14 protein-coding genes are annotated in these 17,562 nt (G+C 68.2%); 8 read left to right on the forward strand and 6 right to left on the reverse strand.

Annotation, left to right across the window (positions count from 1 at the left end):
- The first annotated feature begins 131 nt into the window (after positions 1–131).
- Positions 132–1,559, forward strand: a complete 1,428-nt coding sequence (locus QNN98_RS08095) for an ABC transporter permease (RefSeq protein ID WP_283996756.1) — start codon at positions 132–134, stop codon at positions 1,557–1,559.
- Between the two features lie 16 nt (positions 1,560–1,575).
- Here QNN98_RS08095 and QNN98_RS08100 read toward each other — a convergent pair whose 3' ends face one another.
- A complete protein-coding gene (locus QNN98_RS08100; protein ID WP_283996757.1) occupies positions 1,576–2,166 on the reverse strand; it encodes a helix-turn-helix domain-containing protein in 591 nt (196 codons plus the stop codon).
- Positions 2,167–2,278: 112 nt separating this feature from the next.
- On the opposite strand from QNN98_RS08100, the gene QNN98_RS08105 reads away from it, so the two are divergent.
- The gene (locus tag QNN98_RS08105; RefSeq protein ID WP_283996758.1) at positions 2,279–3,280 is read left to right on the forward strand and encodes an NAD(P)/FAD-dependent oxidoreductase; all 1,002 of its coding nucleotides are present in this window, start codon (positions 2,279–2,281) and stop codon (positions 3,278–3,280) included.
- A gap of 4 nt (positions 3,281–3,284) precedes the next feature.
- Here the strand turns inward: QNN98_RS08105 and QNN98_RS08110 are convergent, their stop codons facing one another.
- Entirely contained in the window at positions 3,285–3,947 is a 663-nt protein-coding gene (locus QNN98_RS08110; RefSeq protein ID WP_283996759.1) for a TetR/AcrR family transcriptional regulator, read from the reverse strand.
- Positions 3,948–4,107: 160 nt separating this feature from the next.
- Here QNN98_RS08110 and QNN98_RS08115 point away from each other — a divergent pair, with 160 nt between their 5' ends.
- The 4 genes from QNN98_RS08115 to QNN98_RS08130 all read left to right on the forward strand — a co-directional run bounded on the left by QNN98_RS08115 (position 4,108) and on the right by QNN98_RS08130 (position 9,615).
- Positions 4,108–6,279, forward strand: a complete 2,172-nt coding sequence (locus tag QNN98_RS08115) for an ABC transporter permease (protein WP_283996760.1) — start codon at positions 4,108–4,110, stop codon at positions 6,277–6,279.
- A gap of 197 nt (positions 6,280–6,476) precedes the next feature.
- Positions 6,477–7,634: an NAD(P)/FAD-dependent oxidoreductase gene (locus tag QNN98_RS08120; protein WP_283996761.1), complete on the forward strand. Its 1,158-nt coding sequence runs from the start codon at positions 6,477–6,479 to the stop codon at positions 7,632–7,634.
- The gene (gene sigJ, locus QNN98_RS08125) at positions 7,571–8,518 is read left to right on the forward strand and encodes an RNA polymerase sigma factor SigJ (RefSeq protein ID WP_227926404.1); all 948 of its coding nucleotides are present in this window, start codon (positions 7,571–7,573) and stop codon (positions 8,516–8,518) included. Before QNN98_RS08120 ends, sigJ begins: the two co-directional genes overlap by 64 nt.
- A gap of 269 nt (positions 8,519–8,787) precedes the next feature.
- Positions 8,788–9,615: an SDR family NAD(P)-dependent oxidoreductase gene (locus QNN98_RS08130; protein WP_283996762.1), complete on the forward strand. Its 828-nt coding sequence runs from the start codon at positions 8,788–8,790 to the stop codon at positions 9,613–9,615.
- On the opposite strand, the gene QNN98_RS08135 is transcribed toward QNN98_RS08130, so the two are convergent.
- Positions 9,612–10,412, reverse strand: coding sequence for a putative protein N(5)-glutamine methyltransferase (locus QNN98_RS08135; protein WP_283996763.1), 801 nt, complete (start codon positions 10,410–10,412; stop codon positions 9,612–9,614). The genes QNN98_RS08130 and QNN98_RS08135 overlap by 4 nt on opposite strands.
- Positions 10,413–10,460: 48 nt before the next feature.
- Positions 10,461–11,462: a sugar-binding transcriptional regulator gene (locus QNN98_RS08140; protein WP_502864656.1), complete on the reverse strand. Its 1,002-nt coding sequence runs from the start codon at positions 11,460–11,462 to the stop codon at positions 10,461–10,463.
- Positions 11,463–11,575: 113 nt separating this feature from the next.
- Between QNN98_RS08140 and QNN98_RS08145 the strand changes: the two genes are divergently transcribed.
- On the forward strand, positions 11,576–13,351 hold the full coding sequence (locus QNN98_RS08145; RefSeq protein ID WP_283996764.1) for a glycerol-3-phosphate dehydrogenase/oxidase: 1,776 nt from the start codon (positions 11,576–11,578) through the stop codon (positions 13,349–13,351).
- Between the two features lie 80 nt (positions 13,352–13,431).
- On the opposite strand, the gene QNN98_RS08150 is transcribed toward QNN98_RS08145, so the two are convergent.
- On the reverse strand, positions 13,432–14,049 hold the full coding sequence (locus tag QNN98_RS08150; RefSeq protein ID WP_283996765.1) for a malonic semialdehyde reductase: 618 nt from the start codon (positions 14,047–14,049) through the stop codon (positions 13,432–13,434).
- A 115-nt stretch (positions 14,050–14,164) separates the two neighbouring features.
- On the reverse strand, positions 14,165–14,656 hold the full coding sequence (locus QNN98_RS08155) for a CarD family transcriptional regulator (RefSeq protein WP_227911188.1): 492 nt from the start codon (positions 14,654–14,656) through the stop codon (positions 14,165–14,167).
- A 77-nt stretch (positions 14,657–14,733) separates the two neighbouring features.
- Here QNN98_RS08155 and hrpB point away from each other — a divergent pair, with 77 nt between their 5' ends.
- Positions 14,734–17,487, forward strand: a complete 2,754-nt coding sequence (hrpB, locus tag QNN98_RS08160) for an ATP-dependent helicase HrpB (protein WP_502864647.1) — start codon at positions 14,734–14,736, stop codon at positions 17,485–17,487.
- The last annotated feature ends 75 nt before the right edge of the window (positions 17,488–17,562 follow it).

Raw genomic sequence — 17,562 nt, forward strand, 5'->3', positions numbered from 1 at the left:
GTCAAGGGACTGGCGAATCCGCCCGTCGGACGGCCTGCAGGCCGCCGGGCATATCCGGAGCACGGGCCGGGCGGCTACCCTCAAACGGTAGGACTGAGAACATCCCAGCAGCTGCTCCGGGAGGTATCCCCATGCCCGCACATTCAGCGCAACCGGCCGAACCCCAGTCCGCCGCTTCCGGGCGGCAACAACCGCAAGCCGCGCCCTCGCGGATAGGCGCCTACCTCTCGCCGCGCACGTGGCTGCTGCCGGTGCTGGTGCTCCTGCTCCTGGGCGGCGCCGGCACCGCGCTGTACATCGGCGGGCTGGGCAGCCCGGGGAAGAATCTGGACCACTTTCCGATCGCCGTGGTGAATCAGGACCGGGGCGCGGACACACCCGCCGGAAGCAGGGAAAACCTGGGCGGTAACATCACCGACCAGATGCGGCAGGGGTTCGACGGCTCGGATGAGATCGATCTGCGGGTGCTGTCATGGGATGAGGCGCAGGACCAGATGCGCGACGGTCAGATCCACGGAATGATGGTGATCCCGGAAACGTTTTCCGCCGATGCCCTGGCCCTGGTCAGCGGTGCCCTCAGCGACGCTGACGTGTCCCGCCCGGCCGTGACGGTCTATACCAATCCACTGGCCGGTCCGCTGGCCAGCAGCCTCGCCACCGGCGCCATCAACCCGGCCCTGGACCAGGCCAACAAGAGTCTGGGGGAACAGCTGACCGCGTCCGCCCAGACCGCCCAGGCAACGGCACAGGCGGACCTGCAACGCCGGTTGGAGGCGCTGGGCGCGGACCTGCCGCCGCAGCTGGAACAGCAGCTCGCCCCACGCGTTGACGGAACCTCCGCAGACCTGCTTGAGGATCCGATTGCCGTGACGACCACCGCCTTCGAGGAGCCACCGGAGGGCGCAGCTCTGGGCGAGGGCGCCTTCTTCTACTCGGTGCTGCTGATGGTGGTGGGTGTCAGCGGGTCAGTGTCGCTGCATTTCCTGGTGGATGCGCGGCTGGGGGTTGCGCCGGTGGAGCTGGGAACGCGTTTTGTCCTGGACCCGCCGCTGCGTCCAGGCCGCTGGGCCACCTATCTGCTGATGTGGGGGATTGTGGTGGTGGGTGCGCTCCCCACGGCCGGACTCATGATGTGGGTGGCCTCCGCCGTCGGGATGCCGATCCCGCACGGGGCGTTGTTCTTCTTCACCACATGGCTGTCCATCGTCACGGTGTCCGCCGTGACCCTCGCCCTGATCGCCCTGCTGGGCAGCGCCGGCATGATTCTGTCGCTCATCTATGTGGTCTTTATGGGCCTGCCTTCCGCCAGCGGTGTGGTGCCCCTGGAAGCCCTGCCCGGCTTCTTCCGATTCATTGCCCCAGGTGAGCCGTTGTACCACATGACCACGGCCAACCGGGCGGTGCTGTACTTCGACGCCGAGGCGGACGCCGGGCTGCAAAGCGGGATCATCGGGATGCTGATCATCCTCCTGATTGCGGTGCTGGTGGCTCTGCTGGCTTCCCTGGTTTACGACCGGCTGCTGGGCCGCCGGGGTGCAGGACTGCCGGCGGCGGCGTAGGCCAGCGAAGCGTCAGTCAGCCCCGGGTGCCCGACGCCGGCCGCGCCCGCAGGTGGGCCCGCTCGCCCTGCGGTCCAAACAGGGCCAGGAACTCGACGGCACCGGGATCGGCGTTGTCCATCCAGTGCGGAGTGCGGGTATCGAATTCCGCGGCTTCGCCGGGCAGCAGGATCAGCTCCTGCGATCCGAGCAGCAGCCGCAGCCTGCCGCTGAGCACGTAAAGCCACTCATAACCTTCGTGCGTCTGCAGGGAGGGTTCCCCGGCCGTGCGCCGGGCCGGGAAGATGTACTTGTACGCCCGGACCCCGCCGGCCCGCTCGGTCAGCGGGATGATGGTGGCTCCGTGCCGGCGCAGGGGCCGCATGTGTACACGGGGATCCCCGGTGGCCGGGGCGTCCACCAGTTCATCCAGGGTGACTCCGTAGGTTCGGGCCAGCGGCATCAGCAGTTCCAGGGTGGGTTTGCGCTGGCCGGATTCCAGCCGGGAGAGGGTGCTCACGGATATGCCGGTACCCGCTGCCACCCGTGCCAGCGTGGTGTGCCGTTCCAGTCGGAGGGACCGCAGCCGGGCACCGACCGCGTCAAGTGAAGTATCGGCGTCGTTCATAGGAAGAGTTTGCCATAGCGGCAAAGAATATTGCTCCTGCGAAGTGCTCGGCCGGACACTGAAGGCATCGAAAACAACGTCCGGGAACGGGCGGCGGAGGAAAGGCAAACTCATGGAACGAGCAGAAGAGAGCGGTACGCCGCAGGGGGCGTCCTATGACGCGGTTGTGATCGGCGGCGGTGCCGCCGGGCTGAACGGCGCGCTCGTGCTGTCCCGCGCCCGGCGGTCCGTTGCGGTGGTGGACGCGGGGGATCCCCGCAACGCGCCGGCCGCGCAGATCCACAACTACCTGGGCCGGGAGGGCGCCGCGCCGTCCGAGCTGTACGGGACCGGACGGGACGAGGTGCGCAGCTACGGCGGAACAATCCTTGAAGGACAGGCGTCCACCGTTCGGCCGAATCCAGACGGCGGATTCACCGTGCTGCTGGCCGACGGGCGGGAGCTGGGTGCGCGCCGGATCCTGGCTGCGTCCGGGGTCCGGGACATCCTGCCGGACATCCCCGGCATTGCCGGGCGCTGGGGAAGCACGGTGCTGCACTGCCCGTACTGCCATGGATGGGAGGCACGGGACAAGGCCATCGGCATCCTGGGCACGGATATGGACGTGGCCATGCACCAGGCACTGCTGTGGCGGCAGCTGAGCGACGACGTCGTGGTGTTCCTGCATACGGCAGGGGAACCGGACGCCGGGCAGGCGCGGCAACTGGCGGCGCGCGGGATCCGGACCGTGGCCGGGGAAGTGGTTGGTGTGGAAGGCACCGGCGCCGCTGTGCGGCTGGCCGGAGGCGAACTGGTGGAGCGGGATGCCCTGGTGGTGTTTACGCGGCTGGAGGCCCGGGCGGGGTATCTGGCGGATCTGGGCCTCGTCCCGGCCGAGCAGTACATGGGGGAGGCTCCATTGGGGACCGCCGTCCCGGCCGGGCCGACCGGAGCGACATCGGTGCCCGGCGTCTATATTGCCGGCAACCTGGCCATCCCTTCCGTGCAGGTGATTGCCGCCGCGGCGGCAGGACTGATGGCGGGGGCGGCGATCAACGCGGACCTGGTGGCTGAGGACACTGCGCTCGCCGTGGCGTCGGCCGCGGGTATGCCCGGGGTGTCCCAGGCCTCCTGACTGCCTACAAAAGGTAAACCGAGGACGGCGCCGCCAGGAAATCCCCCGGATGCGTTACGGGTGCAGCGAGCATGCCGGCGCAGGAGTCAATGAGGAAGTAGCCGACGCCGGTCCAGTTCGGTTCTTCCACCCCGGCGTGGAGGCGCGCCTCGTACTCGGCGCAAACGCCCAGCACCATACCGCCGAGAATCGAGGAGCGGCCGTAGAGGACGGAAGGGGTGACGTCGCCCGCGGCGGCGTGGGTGCGGCGGACCAGTTCCTCCATCACGGGACTGGCCACCGCCGCACTCACCACTACCTCGTGCACGGACGGCGCACTGCGGATCTGTGACACGAAGCGCGCCCGCCAGCTGGGCACGGGCAGCGAAGCCAGATGCTCAACCCACGGAAGGATCATGGCCGCGAGCAGGTCCGGCAGGGCGGCATCGGGCGGCAGGGTCTCAAACAGCTCGGTCCGACGCCGGTTGGTGTCCTCCAGGTGCCGCGTTGCGAGCGTCCGCAGCAACTCGTCCCGGCTGCCGAAGTGATAGGCGACGGCGGAATGGTTGGCGGTGCCGGCGTGTTCGGCAATCCGCCGGTTGGACACCGCGTCGATGCCGTAGCGGGCAAAGAGTTCCTCGGCCGCGTCCAGCAGTACCGCGCGCGCCTTGTCGCCGTGCTGTCCCATGCCGCTCATCCCTCTTCCAGACGCTGTTCCGCACGTCGATTACTGATTTTACGCCACATGGCGTAATTTTGACGAGTTGGTCCCACTGACCCCGCCCGGGCCGCATCCGGCCCCCGGCGCACTTCGCACCACCTCGTATATTCAGCACAGGAGCACGTTCTTGACCAATTCTTCCCCTACCTCCACCGACTCCCCGCCGGAGAATGATCCGGGAGCGGAGCCAGCTCAGGAAACGGAAAGCCAGGACCTCGAAGCCGCCGCCGCAAAGCGGGCCAAGGCTGAGAAGATCGGGCGCTACGTCGCCATGTTCCTGATGCCCCTGCTGATGGTGTCCATGCTGGTGGGCGGCTACCTGGCTGCCATGCACTCACCCACCCCGCACAACGTGCCGATCGCCGTCAGCGGCTCCGCCCAGCAGGCGGACCGCTTTGCGCAGGCACTGGAATCCGCAAACGCCGACGCCGTCGATGTCCGGACAGTGGACTCTGCCGACGATGCCCGCCAGCTGGTGCTCGACCGCGAGGTCAGCAGTGCCGTTGTGCTGGGTGACGGAACCGCCACTCTCTACACTGCCGGTGCCGCCGGCGCCTCCCAGTCCAGCACGGTCACCGCACTGCTCGCACCCCAGGTGCTCGCCTCGGGCCTGACCCTGCAGACCGAGGACCTTGCTCCGCTGCCAGCCAATGATTTGGCTGGCCTGGGCGCAATGTTCATGACCACGGCCCTGATGCTGGCGGGCTACATGCCGTTGAGCCTGGCCCTGTCCAACTCTCCGGAACTAATGCGCTTCCGTCGCTTCGTTCCGCTGCTGGCCGGCTGGTCCGCACTGATCGCCGCCCTGGTCTGGACCGTCGTCGGCCCGATCATGGGGATCGTCGAGGGCCACACGGCCGCCGTCCTGGGGATCAGCTGGCTCGCCGTGTTCTCGGTGGGCAGTGCGCAGCTGTTCCTGACCCGCATCCTGGGCCCGATGGCCGTCCTGGTGGGCATGCTGTTCCTGATGGTGCTGGGCGTTCCCTCCTCCAACATGAGCATGTCCGTACACACCATGCCCGGTCTCTACCCGTTCCTGCACAGCTTCCTGCCCGCTGCAGCCACCGGTGAATCCCTGCGGTCCGTCCTGTACTTCGACGGAAACGGCGCGGGCCGGCACCTGATGGTGCTGGTCATCGGCGCCGTGGCAGCCCTGCTGCTGACTCTGGGCATTGATGCCATGCGCCGCCGCAAGGGCAAAGACAAGCCCCTGGCCGTCAACGTTGCATCCCTGCACGGCGGGCCCCGCCCGAAGAACCGCGCCTGGCGCTACGTCACCCTCGGCTTCCTGCCGCTGATGATGGTAGCGATGATGCTCTCCCTGATGCTGGGCGCCATGTACCAGCCCACGCCGCGGGACATGCCCGTCGCCGTCGTCGGAGCCACCACCGAACAGGCCGAGCAGGCAGTTGCCGGGCTTGAAGAGAACATGTCCGGGCTCTTTGACCTGCGCGCCATGGACTCCGCCGATGAAGCGCGGGACCAGGTCCGGGACCGGACCATCACCGCCGCCTATGTGCTGCCTTCGGCCGAGAATCCGAAGTCCACCCTCATTGCCAACCAGGCTGCCGGCATGAGTGCCCAGCAGGTGGTCAACCGTGTCTTTACGCAGGTTGCCGCCGGTCAGCAGATGCAGCTGACCACGGAGGACGTGGCACCCCTGCCCAACAAGGACTCAATGGGCATGTCCACCATGTACATGGCCATGGGTTGGATCATGGCAGGCTTCATGATCATCATTGTTGGCTCCACAGCACAGCCCGCGAGCCGTCCGCTGCGCAAGCTCGTGCCAATTGTCGCGGGCTGGGCCGTGGGCTACTCGGCTCTGCTGTGGGTCATAGTCTCCGTCTTCGTAAACGCCATCGACGGCCACTTCCTCGCCCTTTGGGGTACCGGCGCCGTGGCAATCTTCTGCGTCGCGATGTTCACCGCGGTCCTGGAACGCCTGATCGGCATGCTGGCCATCCTTCCAGCCATCGGCATCCTGATGTTCCTGGGCATTCCAGCCTCCGGCGCGGCAATGTCCATTTACATGGAGCCGGAGTTCTTCCGCGTCCTGCATGATTACCTGCCGATGCCGGCAGCGGTCGAAGCCATCCGATCCATCCTGTACTTCGGCGGCGACACGGTGGGTTCACACCTGCTGACGCTGGGTATTTGGGGTGCTGCTTCCCTGGTGGTCGTCATGATTATCGACCGCATCAAACCGCCGCGGGACGAAGCCTGGCCCACGGACGAAGCACCGGTGGAGCCTGCCGCAGACAACGCCGCAGACCGCCCGGAGCCGGTCCGCGCCTGATTGACCGCAGTTCCGCAGCCGGCAACGGCTGAGGCAGGGCCCGCCACCAACGGTGGCGGGCCCTGCCGTTTAAGGCGGGGGGAGCCGCCCGTTCCTGCAGATCCGTTCCTGCCGGCCTGTCACAGAACCGGTCCGGCCGGTGTCCTATGTTCGGGCCGGCAGCCGCCGGTACGGACGGACAAGCGAAGGAGCAAGCCATGGGCAGCACAGCACTGATTGTGGGCGGAGGATACGCGGGGGTGATGGCAGCCAACCGGCTCGCTGCCGCGCAGCGTCCGGGCCTGGCGGTCCAGCTGGTCAATCCCCGGCGGCGGTTCGTGGAGCGGATCCGGCTGCACGAATATGCGGCCGGAAGCCGTGAGGACCCCACTGCGGCCTTCGAGTCGCTGCTGCACCCGGCGGTCCGGCTGGTGCACGGCAGCGCAAAACGCATCAACGACGGCGACCGGACCGTGCTGCTGGCAGACGGCCGGACAATGCCCTGGGACTACTTGGTGTACGCCGTGGGATCCGGACACTCGACGGTACCTGCCGGGGCATTGGCAGTGGACCGGCTATCCGACGCGGCGGCGGCCCGCCGGGAACTGGCAGCCCTGGCGCCGGGCGCGGGGGTGGCCGTGGTGGGCGGCGGACTAACCGCCGTCGAGACGGCCGCGGAAACCGCCCGCGCCTTCCCGCAGCTGCGTGTGGCACTCTACAGTGCGGGACCGATAGCACCACGGTTCGGGGAGCAGGGCCGCCGGGCGCTGGAACAGCGGCTCCGCCGGGCCGGGGTGCAGCTGCATACCGGCAGTCCCGTTCCGCCCGACGGCGACGTCCGCCGTCACCTGGGCGCCGGCGTCGTGCTGTGGTGTGCCGGGTTTGCCGCACCGCCGCTGGCAGCGGTGAGCGGGTTGCCGGTGAACGGAGAGGGCAGGCTGCGCGTGGATCCGACCCTGCAGGTGCCCGGGCACGGGAGGATCTACGGCGCCGGCGATGCTGCGGTGATTGACCGGCCGGAGTACGCCTATTTGCGGATGTGCTGTGCCGCGGCGATGCCCATGGGGGCCGGCGCCGCCGGCAACATCCTGCGTGCCCTGGACGGCGCCGCGGGTGCGCGTCACGACAGCGGGTTCCGCGGCGTCTGCGTTAGTCTGGGCCGCAGCGACGGAGTGGTCCAGTTTGTGGCTGCGGACGATTCGCCGGCCCGCCTGCACCTGTCCGGCAGGACGGCGGCGGTCCAGAAGGAAATAATATGCCGCATGACGCTTCGGTGGATCCGCGGCGAAGCTAAACGAAGCGGAGCATACACATGGCCAACCGGTCCGAAGATGCAGCCCTCGGCGCCGGCGGTGCAGGCCCAGACGCAGGGCTGAGCAGCGGTCTCCCGGAGCGGAACTCCCAGTTCCTGAACCACCGTGCGCTGGTGTTCACGATTGCCTACGACATCCTGGGGACCGTGGCCGATGCCGAGGACGTGGTGCAGGAATCCTATTTGCGCTGGCGGGCGGTGCCTGAACCAGTGGCTAATCCGCGGGCCTACCTGGCGCGGATAGCCACCCGGCAGGCACTGAATTCGCTCCGCGCAGCCAGCAGGCGGCGCGAGGAGTATCCGGGTGAATGGCTGCCCGAACCTTTGCGCACCGGCCCGGACGCGCTGGCGTCGGACCCGGAAGCCGCGGCGCTCACCGCCGGCGAGGTGTCCACTGCCATGCTGGTGGTGCTGCAGGCCCTGACCGGCCCGGAGCGGGCTGCGTTCCTCCTCCACGACGTCTTTGACTTCGGTTATCCGGAAATTGCCGCAGCCCTGGACGCCGGCGAACCCGCGGCGCGGCAGATGGTCCACCGGGCACGTGTCCGGCTCCGGTCCGGCACGCCCCGGACGGCTCCGGATACCGGTGAGCACCGCGCCGCCGTCCAGCGGTTCCTCGCAGCCGCCATGACCGGGAAGGTCCAGTCCCTGCTGGACCTGCTGGCTCCGGAGGTGGTGTTGGTGTCCGACGGCGGCGGCAAGGCCAGCGCGGCGCTGCGGCCGGTCCACGGCCCGGAGAAGGTGGCGCGGCTTATGCTCGGTCTGGCCGGCAAGTACGGGGCCGGAGCAGTGCCGGAGTTCGTCGAACTCAATGGGCTGCCCGCCGTCGCTTTCCGGGAGGCGGGCGCGGTCACCACGGTTTTCCAGCTGGGGCTGTCCGGAGACGGCCGGGTGCAGGCGGTCTTCGCCGTCCGCAACCCGGACAAGCTGCTGCGCCTGCAGGGGTAGTTGCCCTGGGATTTCCTGAGCGGGAAGCTTTCCGGGCCGGAACCCGGCTAAACCTGCAGAACATCCCACGGAGTGTGACTCGTGTGCCTTGTGGGGAAACACCAGCCCCAGGTGCCCCAGAGCGTGGGAAAATCTGCTCACGTCAAGGCAGCACGGGCGTGGGGACGCCGGGCCGCCAGTGCCGACCGCTGTCGAGGCCGGCAAATTCGGTACTAGTGTGTGATGCGGACGGCTGCCGCATCCGGGGGCCATAACGAAGGCAGGCTTCCGTGGCTCCCAAGACCATTGTGATCACCGGCGCCAGCGACGGGATCGGTGCCGCCGCGGCCAAGCAGCTGGCGAAGAATGGCCACCATGTGGTGGTGGTCGGTAGGTCCCGGGAGAAGACTGCTGCAGTGGCCGGGCAGACCGGCGGCGAGTACTGCCTGGCCGACTTCGCGGAGCTGGACAGCGTGCGGAACCTCGCCTCGGAACTCCTGCAGCGTTACAGCCGCATTGACGTGCTGGCGAACAATGCCGGAGCCATTTTCGGCAAGGAACGGCAGGTCACCGGCGACGGGCATGAGATGACGTTCCAGGTGAACTACCTGGCGCCGTTCCTGCTCACCCGGTTGCTTACCGACCGGATCATTGCCTCCCAGGGCACGGTCATCAACACCTCCAGCGTGGCCAACCGGATCTTCGGGCACGTGGAGCTTGAGGACCTGGAAGAGGAAAAGAACTACAACCCGCGCAAGGCCTACGGCGACACGAAGCTGGAGCAAATCCTCTTCACGGAGGAATTCGACCGCCGGTACCGCTCGCACGGCGCCACTTCCACGGCCTTCCATCCCGGCGTGATCGGCTCCAGCTTCTCCAGCTCCGAGGGCTCTGCCATGCGTTCGCTCTACCAGGCTCCCTTTGTACGCCGCCTGTTGCCCACCCCGGAAAAGGGAGCCCGCACCTTGCTCTTCCTGGCCGAAGGCACACCGGGGGAGGACTATCCCACCGGCCGTTACTTTGAACGCTGCAAGGTGGCCCGCCCGAACAAGCAGGCCGGCGACGCCGCGCTGGCCCTGGGCTTGTGGAACCGTTCCGTGGCGATGCTGGAGCCCTAGCTGCGGAGTTCAACCGAACCGCGCAGCACCGTGGCATCCATGGCCCTGCGCCGCAGCACCGCGGGAACCAACCCGGCCGCGGCAAAGCTGCGCGAGAGGCCTTTGACCTGGCCGGCGGCACATTCCACCAGCAGCACGCCCGACGGCGCCAACCATGCCGGTGCCTGCGCAGCGATCCGGGACAGGACAGCCAGCCCATCCGTCCCGCCGTCGTGCGTCATCTCCGGCTCGTGGAGCCGTGCTTCGGGCGGAAGCATCGCGAGCTGCCCCGTTGGCACATAGGGAGCGTTGGCCACCACCAGGTCCACCCGCCCGCGCAGCCCGCCGGGCAGGGCGTCGAAGAGGTTCCCCTGCAGCACTGTGACACGCGCGTCTAGGTTGCGCTGTGCGCAGGCCACCGCGGCTGCATCGATGTCCACGGCGAAAATTTTGTCCGGGTCAGCCCGGTGGGCAATCACGGCACTGACCGGGCCGGCACCGCAGCACAGGTCAACGACGACGGCGCGCGGCCGCTCCACCAGTTCGGTCACCGCCAGCCGGGCCAGGAATTCGGTGCGGCGGCGCGGAACGAACACTCCATCGCCGACGTTCAGGCGCAGGCCGCAGAACTGGGCCCAGCCCAGCACATACTCCAGCGGCCGCCCGGCGGCACGCTCGGCAACCATCCGTTCCAGTCCGGCGTCGTCCGCCGCCTCGGCCAGCAGCAGCGCGGCCTCTTCCTCGGCGTATACACAGCCTGCAGCCCGGAGCAGCGCAGCAACGCGGCCGGCACCGGCCGGCGCAGGAGCTCTTCCCATGGCAGGAGTGTCCCGCATTCCGGGCGCGCCCGGTAGCGCCCGCCCGGACTATTCGGTGGCGGCCAGCCGGCGGGCGGAGTTCTCGTCCAGGATCAGGTCCGTGACCAGTCCCGCCCGCAGCGCGCCCAGCAGGCTGGTGGTTTTGGTTTCCCCTGCCACTACGCAGATCCGCCGGGGCACCTGCCGGAGCGTGGCCAGGTCCGGGCCGGTGCTGCGGTCATTAAGCCGGATGCCGTCCCAGGTGCCGTCGGCACGGTAGAACATAGTGGCGACGTCGCCCACTACGCGTTCGGCCAGCAGGTCATTGACGTCCTCCTCGTCCAGGTATGCGCCGTTGTAGACGTGGCTGGGCACGCCGGCTTCCATCGACCCGACGCCGAAGATGGCCGTGTTCATCCGTGCCTGCAGGTCCAGGACCCGCTTGACGGGCCGCTCCCGCCACATGGCTTCCTTCGTCCCGGCGTGGTCAAAGAATGCCGGCACCGGGAACTGCACCACGCGGGCCCCGTAGGCGTGGCCGAAGCGCTGCAGGATTTCGCTGGCGTAAGTGATGCCCGAGGTGCGGAAGTTTCCGGCACCGTTCATCTGCACAATAGTGCTGTCATGGGTGTTCTTCATCGGCAGGTGCTGGCTGACCGCCGTCAGCGTTGATCCCCAGGCCACACCCACAATGGCGTCCGAATCAATAAGCGGGCCGATCATATGCGCGGCCTGCACGGCCACCCGCTGCAGCACCTGGGCGGGGGAGACGCTTTCGGTCACCGGTACTACGTTGGCCTGGATCCCGAACCGGGAACTGATCTGCCGTTCCAGTGCCGGCGCCCGGTCCGAGGGGCTGCGGATCTCTATCCGCACCAGCCCGGTGCTGCGTGCATGGGAGAGCAGCCGGGAAACCGTGGACCGGGAGATCCGCAGCTCGCGTGCAATCGCCTCCATGGTCAGGTTCTGCAGGTAGTACATCTGCGCCGCCCGGAGGGCGTCCCTGTCCCGCCCGTCTTTCTCCGACGCTCCGGGTCCAATGTGCTCCGGAAGCCCGGGAGTGAGACCAATGTTCACAAGTTGTCCGTCCGCACCGCTTTGTTGACCATAAAACCATTATCGCAGGGTGCACGTTTGTTCATTGACTCGATCGGGCGTGCCGGCGGCTTCGAACATTGTGGGATATGGCAATGCAGCCACAGAAGCGTTTGGAGATATACGTGGACAATTCCGTGAACCCCAGCAAGGACAAGACCGCCACCCGTCCGGTGGTGAAGCAGCTGAAGGACCGGCCCCGGGCTTCGGTACTGATCATCGGCGGCGGCATCAACGGCGTCGGCACATTCCGCGACCTGTCACTGCAGGGCGTGGACGTAGCCCTCGTGGAGCGCGGCGACTACTGCCAGGGCGCCTCGGGTGCGTCCTCCCACATGATCCACGGCGGCATCCGCTACCTGGAAAACGGCGAGTTCCGCCTAGTGCACGAGTCGGTCGTGGAGCGCAATGCGCTGCTGAACCTGGCCCCGCACTACGTCAAGCCGCTGCAGACCACCATCCCGATCACCAGCACGTTCTCGGGCATCACTGCTGCACCGATGCGCTTCCTGACGCACAAGCCGGGCAAGCCGAACGAGCGCGGCGCGCTGCTGATCAAGGCCGGCCTGATGATGTATGACTTCTTCTCCCGCGGCGGCCGCGTGGCCCCCAAGCACAACTTTGTCGGCAAGAAGAAGTCCCTGCAGGAACTGCCCCTGCTGCGCCCGGACGTTAAGTACACCGCCACTTACTTCGACGCTTCCGTGCACAACCCGGAGCGCCTGACCCTGGACGTGCTGCGCGACGGCCTGGAAGCCAACAAGCAGTCCCGCGCCAGCAACTACGTCAGCGCCGTGGGCACCACCGACGCCGGCACGCTGCTGCGCGACGAGCTGACCGGTGAAGAATTCGTGTTCGACGCCGATGTCGTCATCAACGCCACCGGCGCCTGGGTCGACGAGACCAACGATTCCTTCGGCAAGCGCACCTCCTTCATGGGCGGCACCAAGGGTTCGCACATCGTGCTGGACCACCCGGAGCTGCTCGCAGCATGCAACGGCCGCGAAATGTTCTTCGAGCACACTGACGGTCGCATTGTCCTCATCTACCCGATGGGCGACCGCGTCCTGGTGGGCACCACGGACATCGACGCCGACATCCGTGAAGCCTCGGTCTGCACCGACGAGGAGATCGAGTACTTCTTCGAGCTCATCGCCCACGTATTCCCGACCGTTGACGTGCGCCGCGACCACATTGTGTACACCTTCTCCGGCGTACGCCCGCTCCCGAAGCACGACGACACGCAGCCCGGCTTCGTGTCCCGCGACTACCGGATCGAAAAGCGCACGGACAAGCGCGGCGGCAAGAACGTCACCAGCCTTTCGCTGGTTGGCGGCAAGTGGACCACCTTCCGGGCACTGTCCGAGAACCTCGCCACCGAGGCCATGACGGCCCTCGGCATGCCGCGGAAGACGACGACGGCGGGACTGCAGATCGGCGGCGGCAAGGACTTCCCGCGCACCGAGGCTGAAGAGCGCCTGTGGATCAACCGCACCGCCAACGAGGTTGCCGACCGTGACCGCGTCCGCGTCCTGCTGACCCGTTACGGCACCCGCGCCACCGACGTGATGGCCTTCCTGGCCAAGGGCGCCGACCAGCTGCTGGCCTCCACCAACGAGCTGAGCACCCGCGAACTCGAGTACATGGTGCAGAACGAGCAGATCACCCGCCTGGCCGACGTCCTGATCCGCCGCACCTCGCTGGCCTTCCGCGGACTGGTCTCCGAGGAAATGCTCAACGAGATGGCCGGACTGCTGGCACCGCAGCTCGGCTGGGACGACACCGAAACGAAGCGCCAGGTCGAGTCCGCACGCGACCTGCTGGTCAACATGCACGGCATGAAGATCGCTGCGCTGGCTTCCTAGCAGTTAGCAGTAAAAAGGGCGGGCACCGTTTCGGTGCCCGCCCTTTTTGCTTGGCTCCGGTTGCCGGGAGTCCGCGGAAACTACAGCTCGGTGACAGCCGTCGCGTAGTCCAGGCGCGGCAGGCGCGGGTACCGGGGTTCGGTTGCGGCCGGAACACCGATGTTGACTACCAGGATGGACTGGCGGTCCATCCCGGCGTGCAGGTCAGCATCCAGGGCAGCGGCGTCGAAACCGCCCATCGGCCCGGCGGCCAGGCCGAGCGCACGGACTGCGAGCAGGAAGTAGCCCGCCTGCAGGTGGGCGTTGTTGTTGCCCATTACGGCGCTGAGGTCGGGGTTCGCGGCAAAGACCGCGCCCTGGGCCGGGGCCGGAGGGAAAATGGCGGCAAAGTGCTCGTGCCACTGACGGTCAAAGCTGAGCACGGCAGTCATCGGTGCTGCGGCGGTCTTGGCCTTATTGCCGTCCGCCATGTGCTCCACCAGCCGCTGCCGGGCCTCGGGTGTACGGACCCAGGTGATGCGCAGGGGCTGGATGTTCATGGCCGTGGGGCCCATCTTCGTCAGCTCGTAGATGGCGGCGAGCTGCTCGTCGGTAACCGCTTCGCCGCTGAATTCGGCCACGGTGCGGGCGTCACGGAAAAGTGAGTCCAGTGCTGCAGCGTCGAGCGCACTGGTGGATTGGATAGTGCCGTCGCTCATGCGCAGCAAACCTCCGTCATAGGGAATGGTTGAAGGTTTGACTATACATGGAGCGCGACGGTACTCCGTCCACTGTTACCCGGTGTTGCCTGTATTGCCCGGTGCGGCCCGCTGCTCAGGCCGCAGCGCCGGACGGCGACCACACGGCGTCGAGCCGCACGCCGGCGTCTTCCTCGGAAATTCCCAGGGCCAGGGAGATCTCGGTCAGCAGGGGCCGGCGCGCATGGCGCAGCATTTCGCGTTCGGCCTGGGACAGTCCGCGCGCGGCGTCGCGCAGCATCAGGTTGCGGACGACGGCGGCAATCACCATTGGATCACCGGTTGCGAGTTTCTCGCTGTTTTCCTTGTAGCGCCGGGACCACTGCGGGTCCTCGTTGTCCGCCGGTGCGCGGAGCACGGCAAACAAAGTCTCCAAGCCGGGGCGGTCAAGGACGGGCCGCAGGCCCACACGGGCCATCTGGTCGACGGGTACCCAGACCAAAAGGTGCGATGACTGCACCTGAAGGACAATGCAGTCCTTCTGCATGCGGGGATGGGTCTGATAGGACATTACGACGGCGGGGCCGTGGTGCGGATGGACCAGGACCTGGCCTTCGGAGAATGGCAATCTGCTGCCTCCTGACGAAAATGGAGGACCAATGCTCTGCGTCCTTAGCCGGCAACCGGCCACCCGGAACCAGCCGGATGGGACGGGCCGCACCTGCGAGCGTGGCCACTGCTTTCCATTTTACTCCGCTGCTTCGCTCCAATCCGGTCTATGAGCGCGGTTGGGGGTCAGCGGAGCGCGAAAAAGCGCGCTGCTGCAACGCCCGGCACGGACCTGATCCGCTGGCGCGGCAGAATGGAAGGGTGAGTTCTCCCTTTGACCTGCCCGCAATCGGGGCCAACCTGGTGTTTATGCAGTCCCTGCCTGCCCTCGCGGAGGTTTTGGCGAACGGGGCGGGAACCGCCGTCGTCCAGGCGCCTCCCGGCACCGGCAAGACCACTATGGTTCCGCCCCTTGCGGCGAACATCGTGGCTGCTGCCGGCCGCCGGGGGAAGGTCATCGTCACCCAGCCGCGGCGGGTGGCCGCACGTTCCGCCGCCCGCCGGCTTGCCGCCCTGGACGGCTCCGCTGTGGGGGAGCGGGTGGGCTACACCGTTAGAGGGGAAAGCCGTACCGGCCCCGGCACCCTGGTTGAATTCGTGACGCCGGGAATCCTGCTGCGCCGGCTCCTGGCCGATCCCGGACTCGAAAGCGCAGCGGCGGTGATCCTCGACGAAGTGCATGAACGCGGGCTGGAAACCGATCTGCTGATGGGCATGCTCACCGAGGTGCGCCAGCTCCGCGACGACCTGACGCTCATCGCCATGTCCGCCACCCTCGACGCGCAGCGCTTTGCCGCGTTGATCGGCGGCGACGGCGGCGATCCGGCTCCAGTGATCGGCTGCCCGTCGGCACTGTATCCGCTGGAGGTCTCGTGGCAGCCTGCGGCGGCGCCGAGGCTGGACGAACGCGGCATCACGCGCTCCTTCCTGGACCACGTAGCGGATACCGCAGCCCGGGCCCACGCCGAGGCCGTGGCGGCGGACCCCCAGGTGGATGCCCTGGTCTTCGTGCCGGGGGCGCGTGAGGTGGCGCATGTGGCGTCCCGGCTGCGATCCCGGGCGGGCCGTGGCACCGAGGTGCTGGAGCTGCACGGCTCCATCGGCGCGGCGGAGCAGGACCGTGCGGTTTCCGGCCGCAGACCCGGTGAGCAGACGAGGATTATTGTCTCGACGTCGCTGGCGGAGTCCTCGCTAACGGTGCCCGGTGTCCGGCTGGTGGTCGACTCCGGCCTGGCACGTGAACCACGCCGGGACGCGGCCCGCGGCATGAGCGGGCTGGTCACCGTTTCCTGCTCCCGTGCCTCCGCCAAACAACGGGCCGGCCGGGCAGCCCGGCAGGGGCCTGGCCGGGTGGTGCGCTGCTACGACGACCGCGCCTACGGTGCGGCGCCGGCGCACCAGACGCCCGAGATAGCTGTTGCCGACCTGACCGCCGCAGCCCTGTTGCTGGCCTGCTGGGGCGCCCCGGGCGGCGCCGGACTGGCCCTGCCGGATGCACCGCCGCAGGCCGCTATGCAGGAAGCCGTGGCGACACTGAAGACACTGGGTGCGGTGGATGGCGGGGGACACGCCACCTCCATGGGCAAGGTCCTGGCCCGGGTTCCGGCAGATCCCCGGCTGGCCCGGGCCCTCCTCGACGGCGCAGGGAGGGCGGGTGCCCGGACGGCTGCCGAAACGGTGGCGGCGGTTTCCGGTGACTTGCGTGCCCCGGGCGCTGATTTGACCCGGTTGCTGGGCACCCTGCGCACGGGCGGAGTTCCGGGGGAGCGGCGCTGGGCCGAGGACGTCCGTCGGCTGGAACAGTTGGCCCGCCGCGAAGGGGCCCGGCTGCCGGCCGGCGGGAACGAGCCTGTGCCCGCTGCCGATGCCGTGGGCTTCACCGTCGCGTTGGCCTTCCCGGAACGGATCGCCCGCCGGGTCCCGGGTGCGGGTCCCGAACGGTACCTGCTGGCCTCGGGCACCCGGGCCGGGTTGCCTGCGGGCAGTCCGCTGACCGGCCAGGAGTGGATTGCCGTGGCCGATGTGGCCCGTGCGGAAGGCCGCGATGCCGCCGGCACGGGCGCCGTGATCCGCGCGGCAGCGCCGCTGAGCCGGGAGTCGGCGGAGGCAGCCTCGGGGCCCCTGCTGGAAGAGACACTGACCGCGGAACTGCGCGGCGGCAAAGTGGCGGCGCGGCGGGAGTACCGGCTTGGAGCCATTGTGCTTTCCTCCACACCCGTGCGCCCCGCCGCAGCGGAAGGCCGGCACGCCGTGGCCGCAGCGCTGGCCCGGCAGGGACTGGGCATCCTGGGTTTCTCTGCCGCCGCCGACACGCTGCGCCGCCGCCTGGCCCTGCTGCACCGCGAACTGGGGGAGCCGTGGCCCGATGTGTCCGATCAGGCCTTGCTGGCCCGGCTGGAGGACTGGCTGGCTCCGGAGCTTGAACTACTGGCCGGCGGCGCCGCCGTTTCCGGAATCGACCTGAATGACCCGCTGCGCCGGCTGCTGCCCTGGCCGGAGGCGTCCCGGCTCGCGGAGCTGGTCCCGGAACGGCTGGAGGTCCCGAGCGGTTCGCGGGTGCGGATTGACTACCCCGAACACGGCGACGGGCGGCCCGTGGTCGCCGTGAAGCTGCAGGAGTGCTTCGGCTGGGCGGAAACCCCAAAGCTGGTGCAGGGGAGGGTGCCGGTACTGTTCCACCTGCTCTCTCCGGCCGGCCGGCCGTTGGCCGTCACCGATGACCTGGCGTCCTTCTGGTCCGGTCCGTACGCCCACGTGCGGGCGGAAATGCGCGGCCGGTATCCCAAGCATCCGTGGCCGGAGGATCCGTGGAGCGCCCGGGCGACGGCGAGGACCAAAGCCAGGATGTGATGCACGGCAACTTGCGACCATCCTCACACCGGCCGCTGCACAATCGGCAGCGGTACGGCTCCTAGGCTGGAAGTG

The sequence above is a fragment of the Arthrobacter sp. zg-Y1143 genome, assembly GCF_030125565.1.
Lineage (GTDB): Bacteria > Actinomycetota > Actinomycetes > Actinomycetales > Micrococcaceae > Arthrobacter_B.

Excerpts from the sequence above, each read along its gene's own strand:
- QNN98_RS08095 (WP_283996756.1), top strand. The coding sequence starts at position 132 with ATGCCCGCACATTCAGCGCAACCGGCCGAACCCCAGTCCGCCGCTTCC.
- QNN98_RS08100 (WP_283996757.1), bottom strand. The coding sequence starts at position 2,166 with ATGAACGACGCCGATACTTCACTTGACGCGGTCGGTGCCCGGCTGCGG.
- QNN98_RS08105 (WP_283996758.1), top strand. The coding sequence starts at position 2,279 with ATGGAACGAGCAGAAGAGAGCGGTACGCCGCAGGGGGCGTCCTATGAC.
- QNN98_RS08110 (WP_283996759.1), bottom strand. The coding sequence starts at position 3,947 with ATGGGACAGCACGGCGACAAGGCGCGCGCGGTACTGCTGGACGCGGCC.
- QNN98_RS08120 (WP_283996761.1), top strand. The coding sequence starts at position 6,477 with ATGGGCAGCACAGCACTGATTGTGGGCGGAGGATACGCGGGGGTGATG.
- sigJ (WP_227926404.1), top strand. The coding sequence starts at position 7,571 with ATGGCCAACCGGTCCGAAGATGCAGCCCTCGGCGCCGGCGGTGCAGGC.
- QNN98_RS08135 (WP_283996763.1), bottom strand. The coding sequence starts at position 10,412 with ATGGGAAGAGCTCCTGCGCCGGCCGGTGCCGGCCGCGTTGCTGCGCTG.
- QNN98_RS08145 (WP_283996764.1), top strand. The coding sequence starts at position 11,576 with ATGGCAATGCAGCCACAGAAGCGTTTGGAGATATACGTGGACAATTCC.
- QNN98_RS08150 (WP_283996765.1), bottom strand. The coding sequence starts at position 14,049 with ATGAGCGACGGCACTATCCAATCCACCAGTGCGCTCGACGCTGCAGCA.
- hrpB (WP_502864647.1), top strand. The coding sequence starts at position 14,734 with ATGGGACGGGCCGCACCTGCGAGCGTGGCCACTGCTTTCCATTTTACT.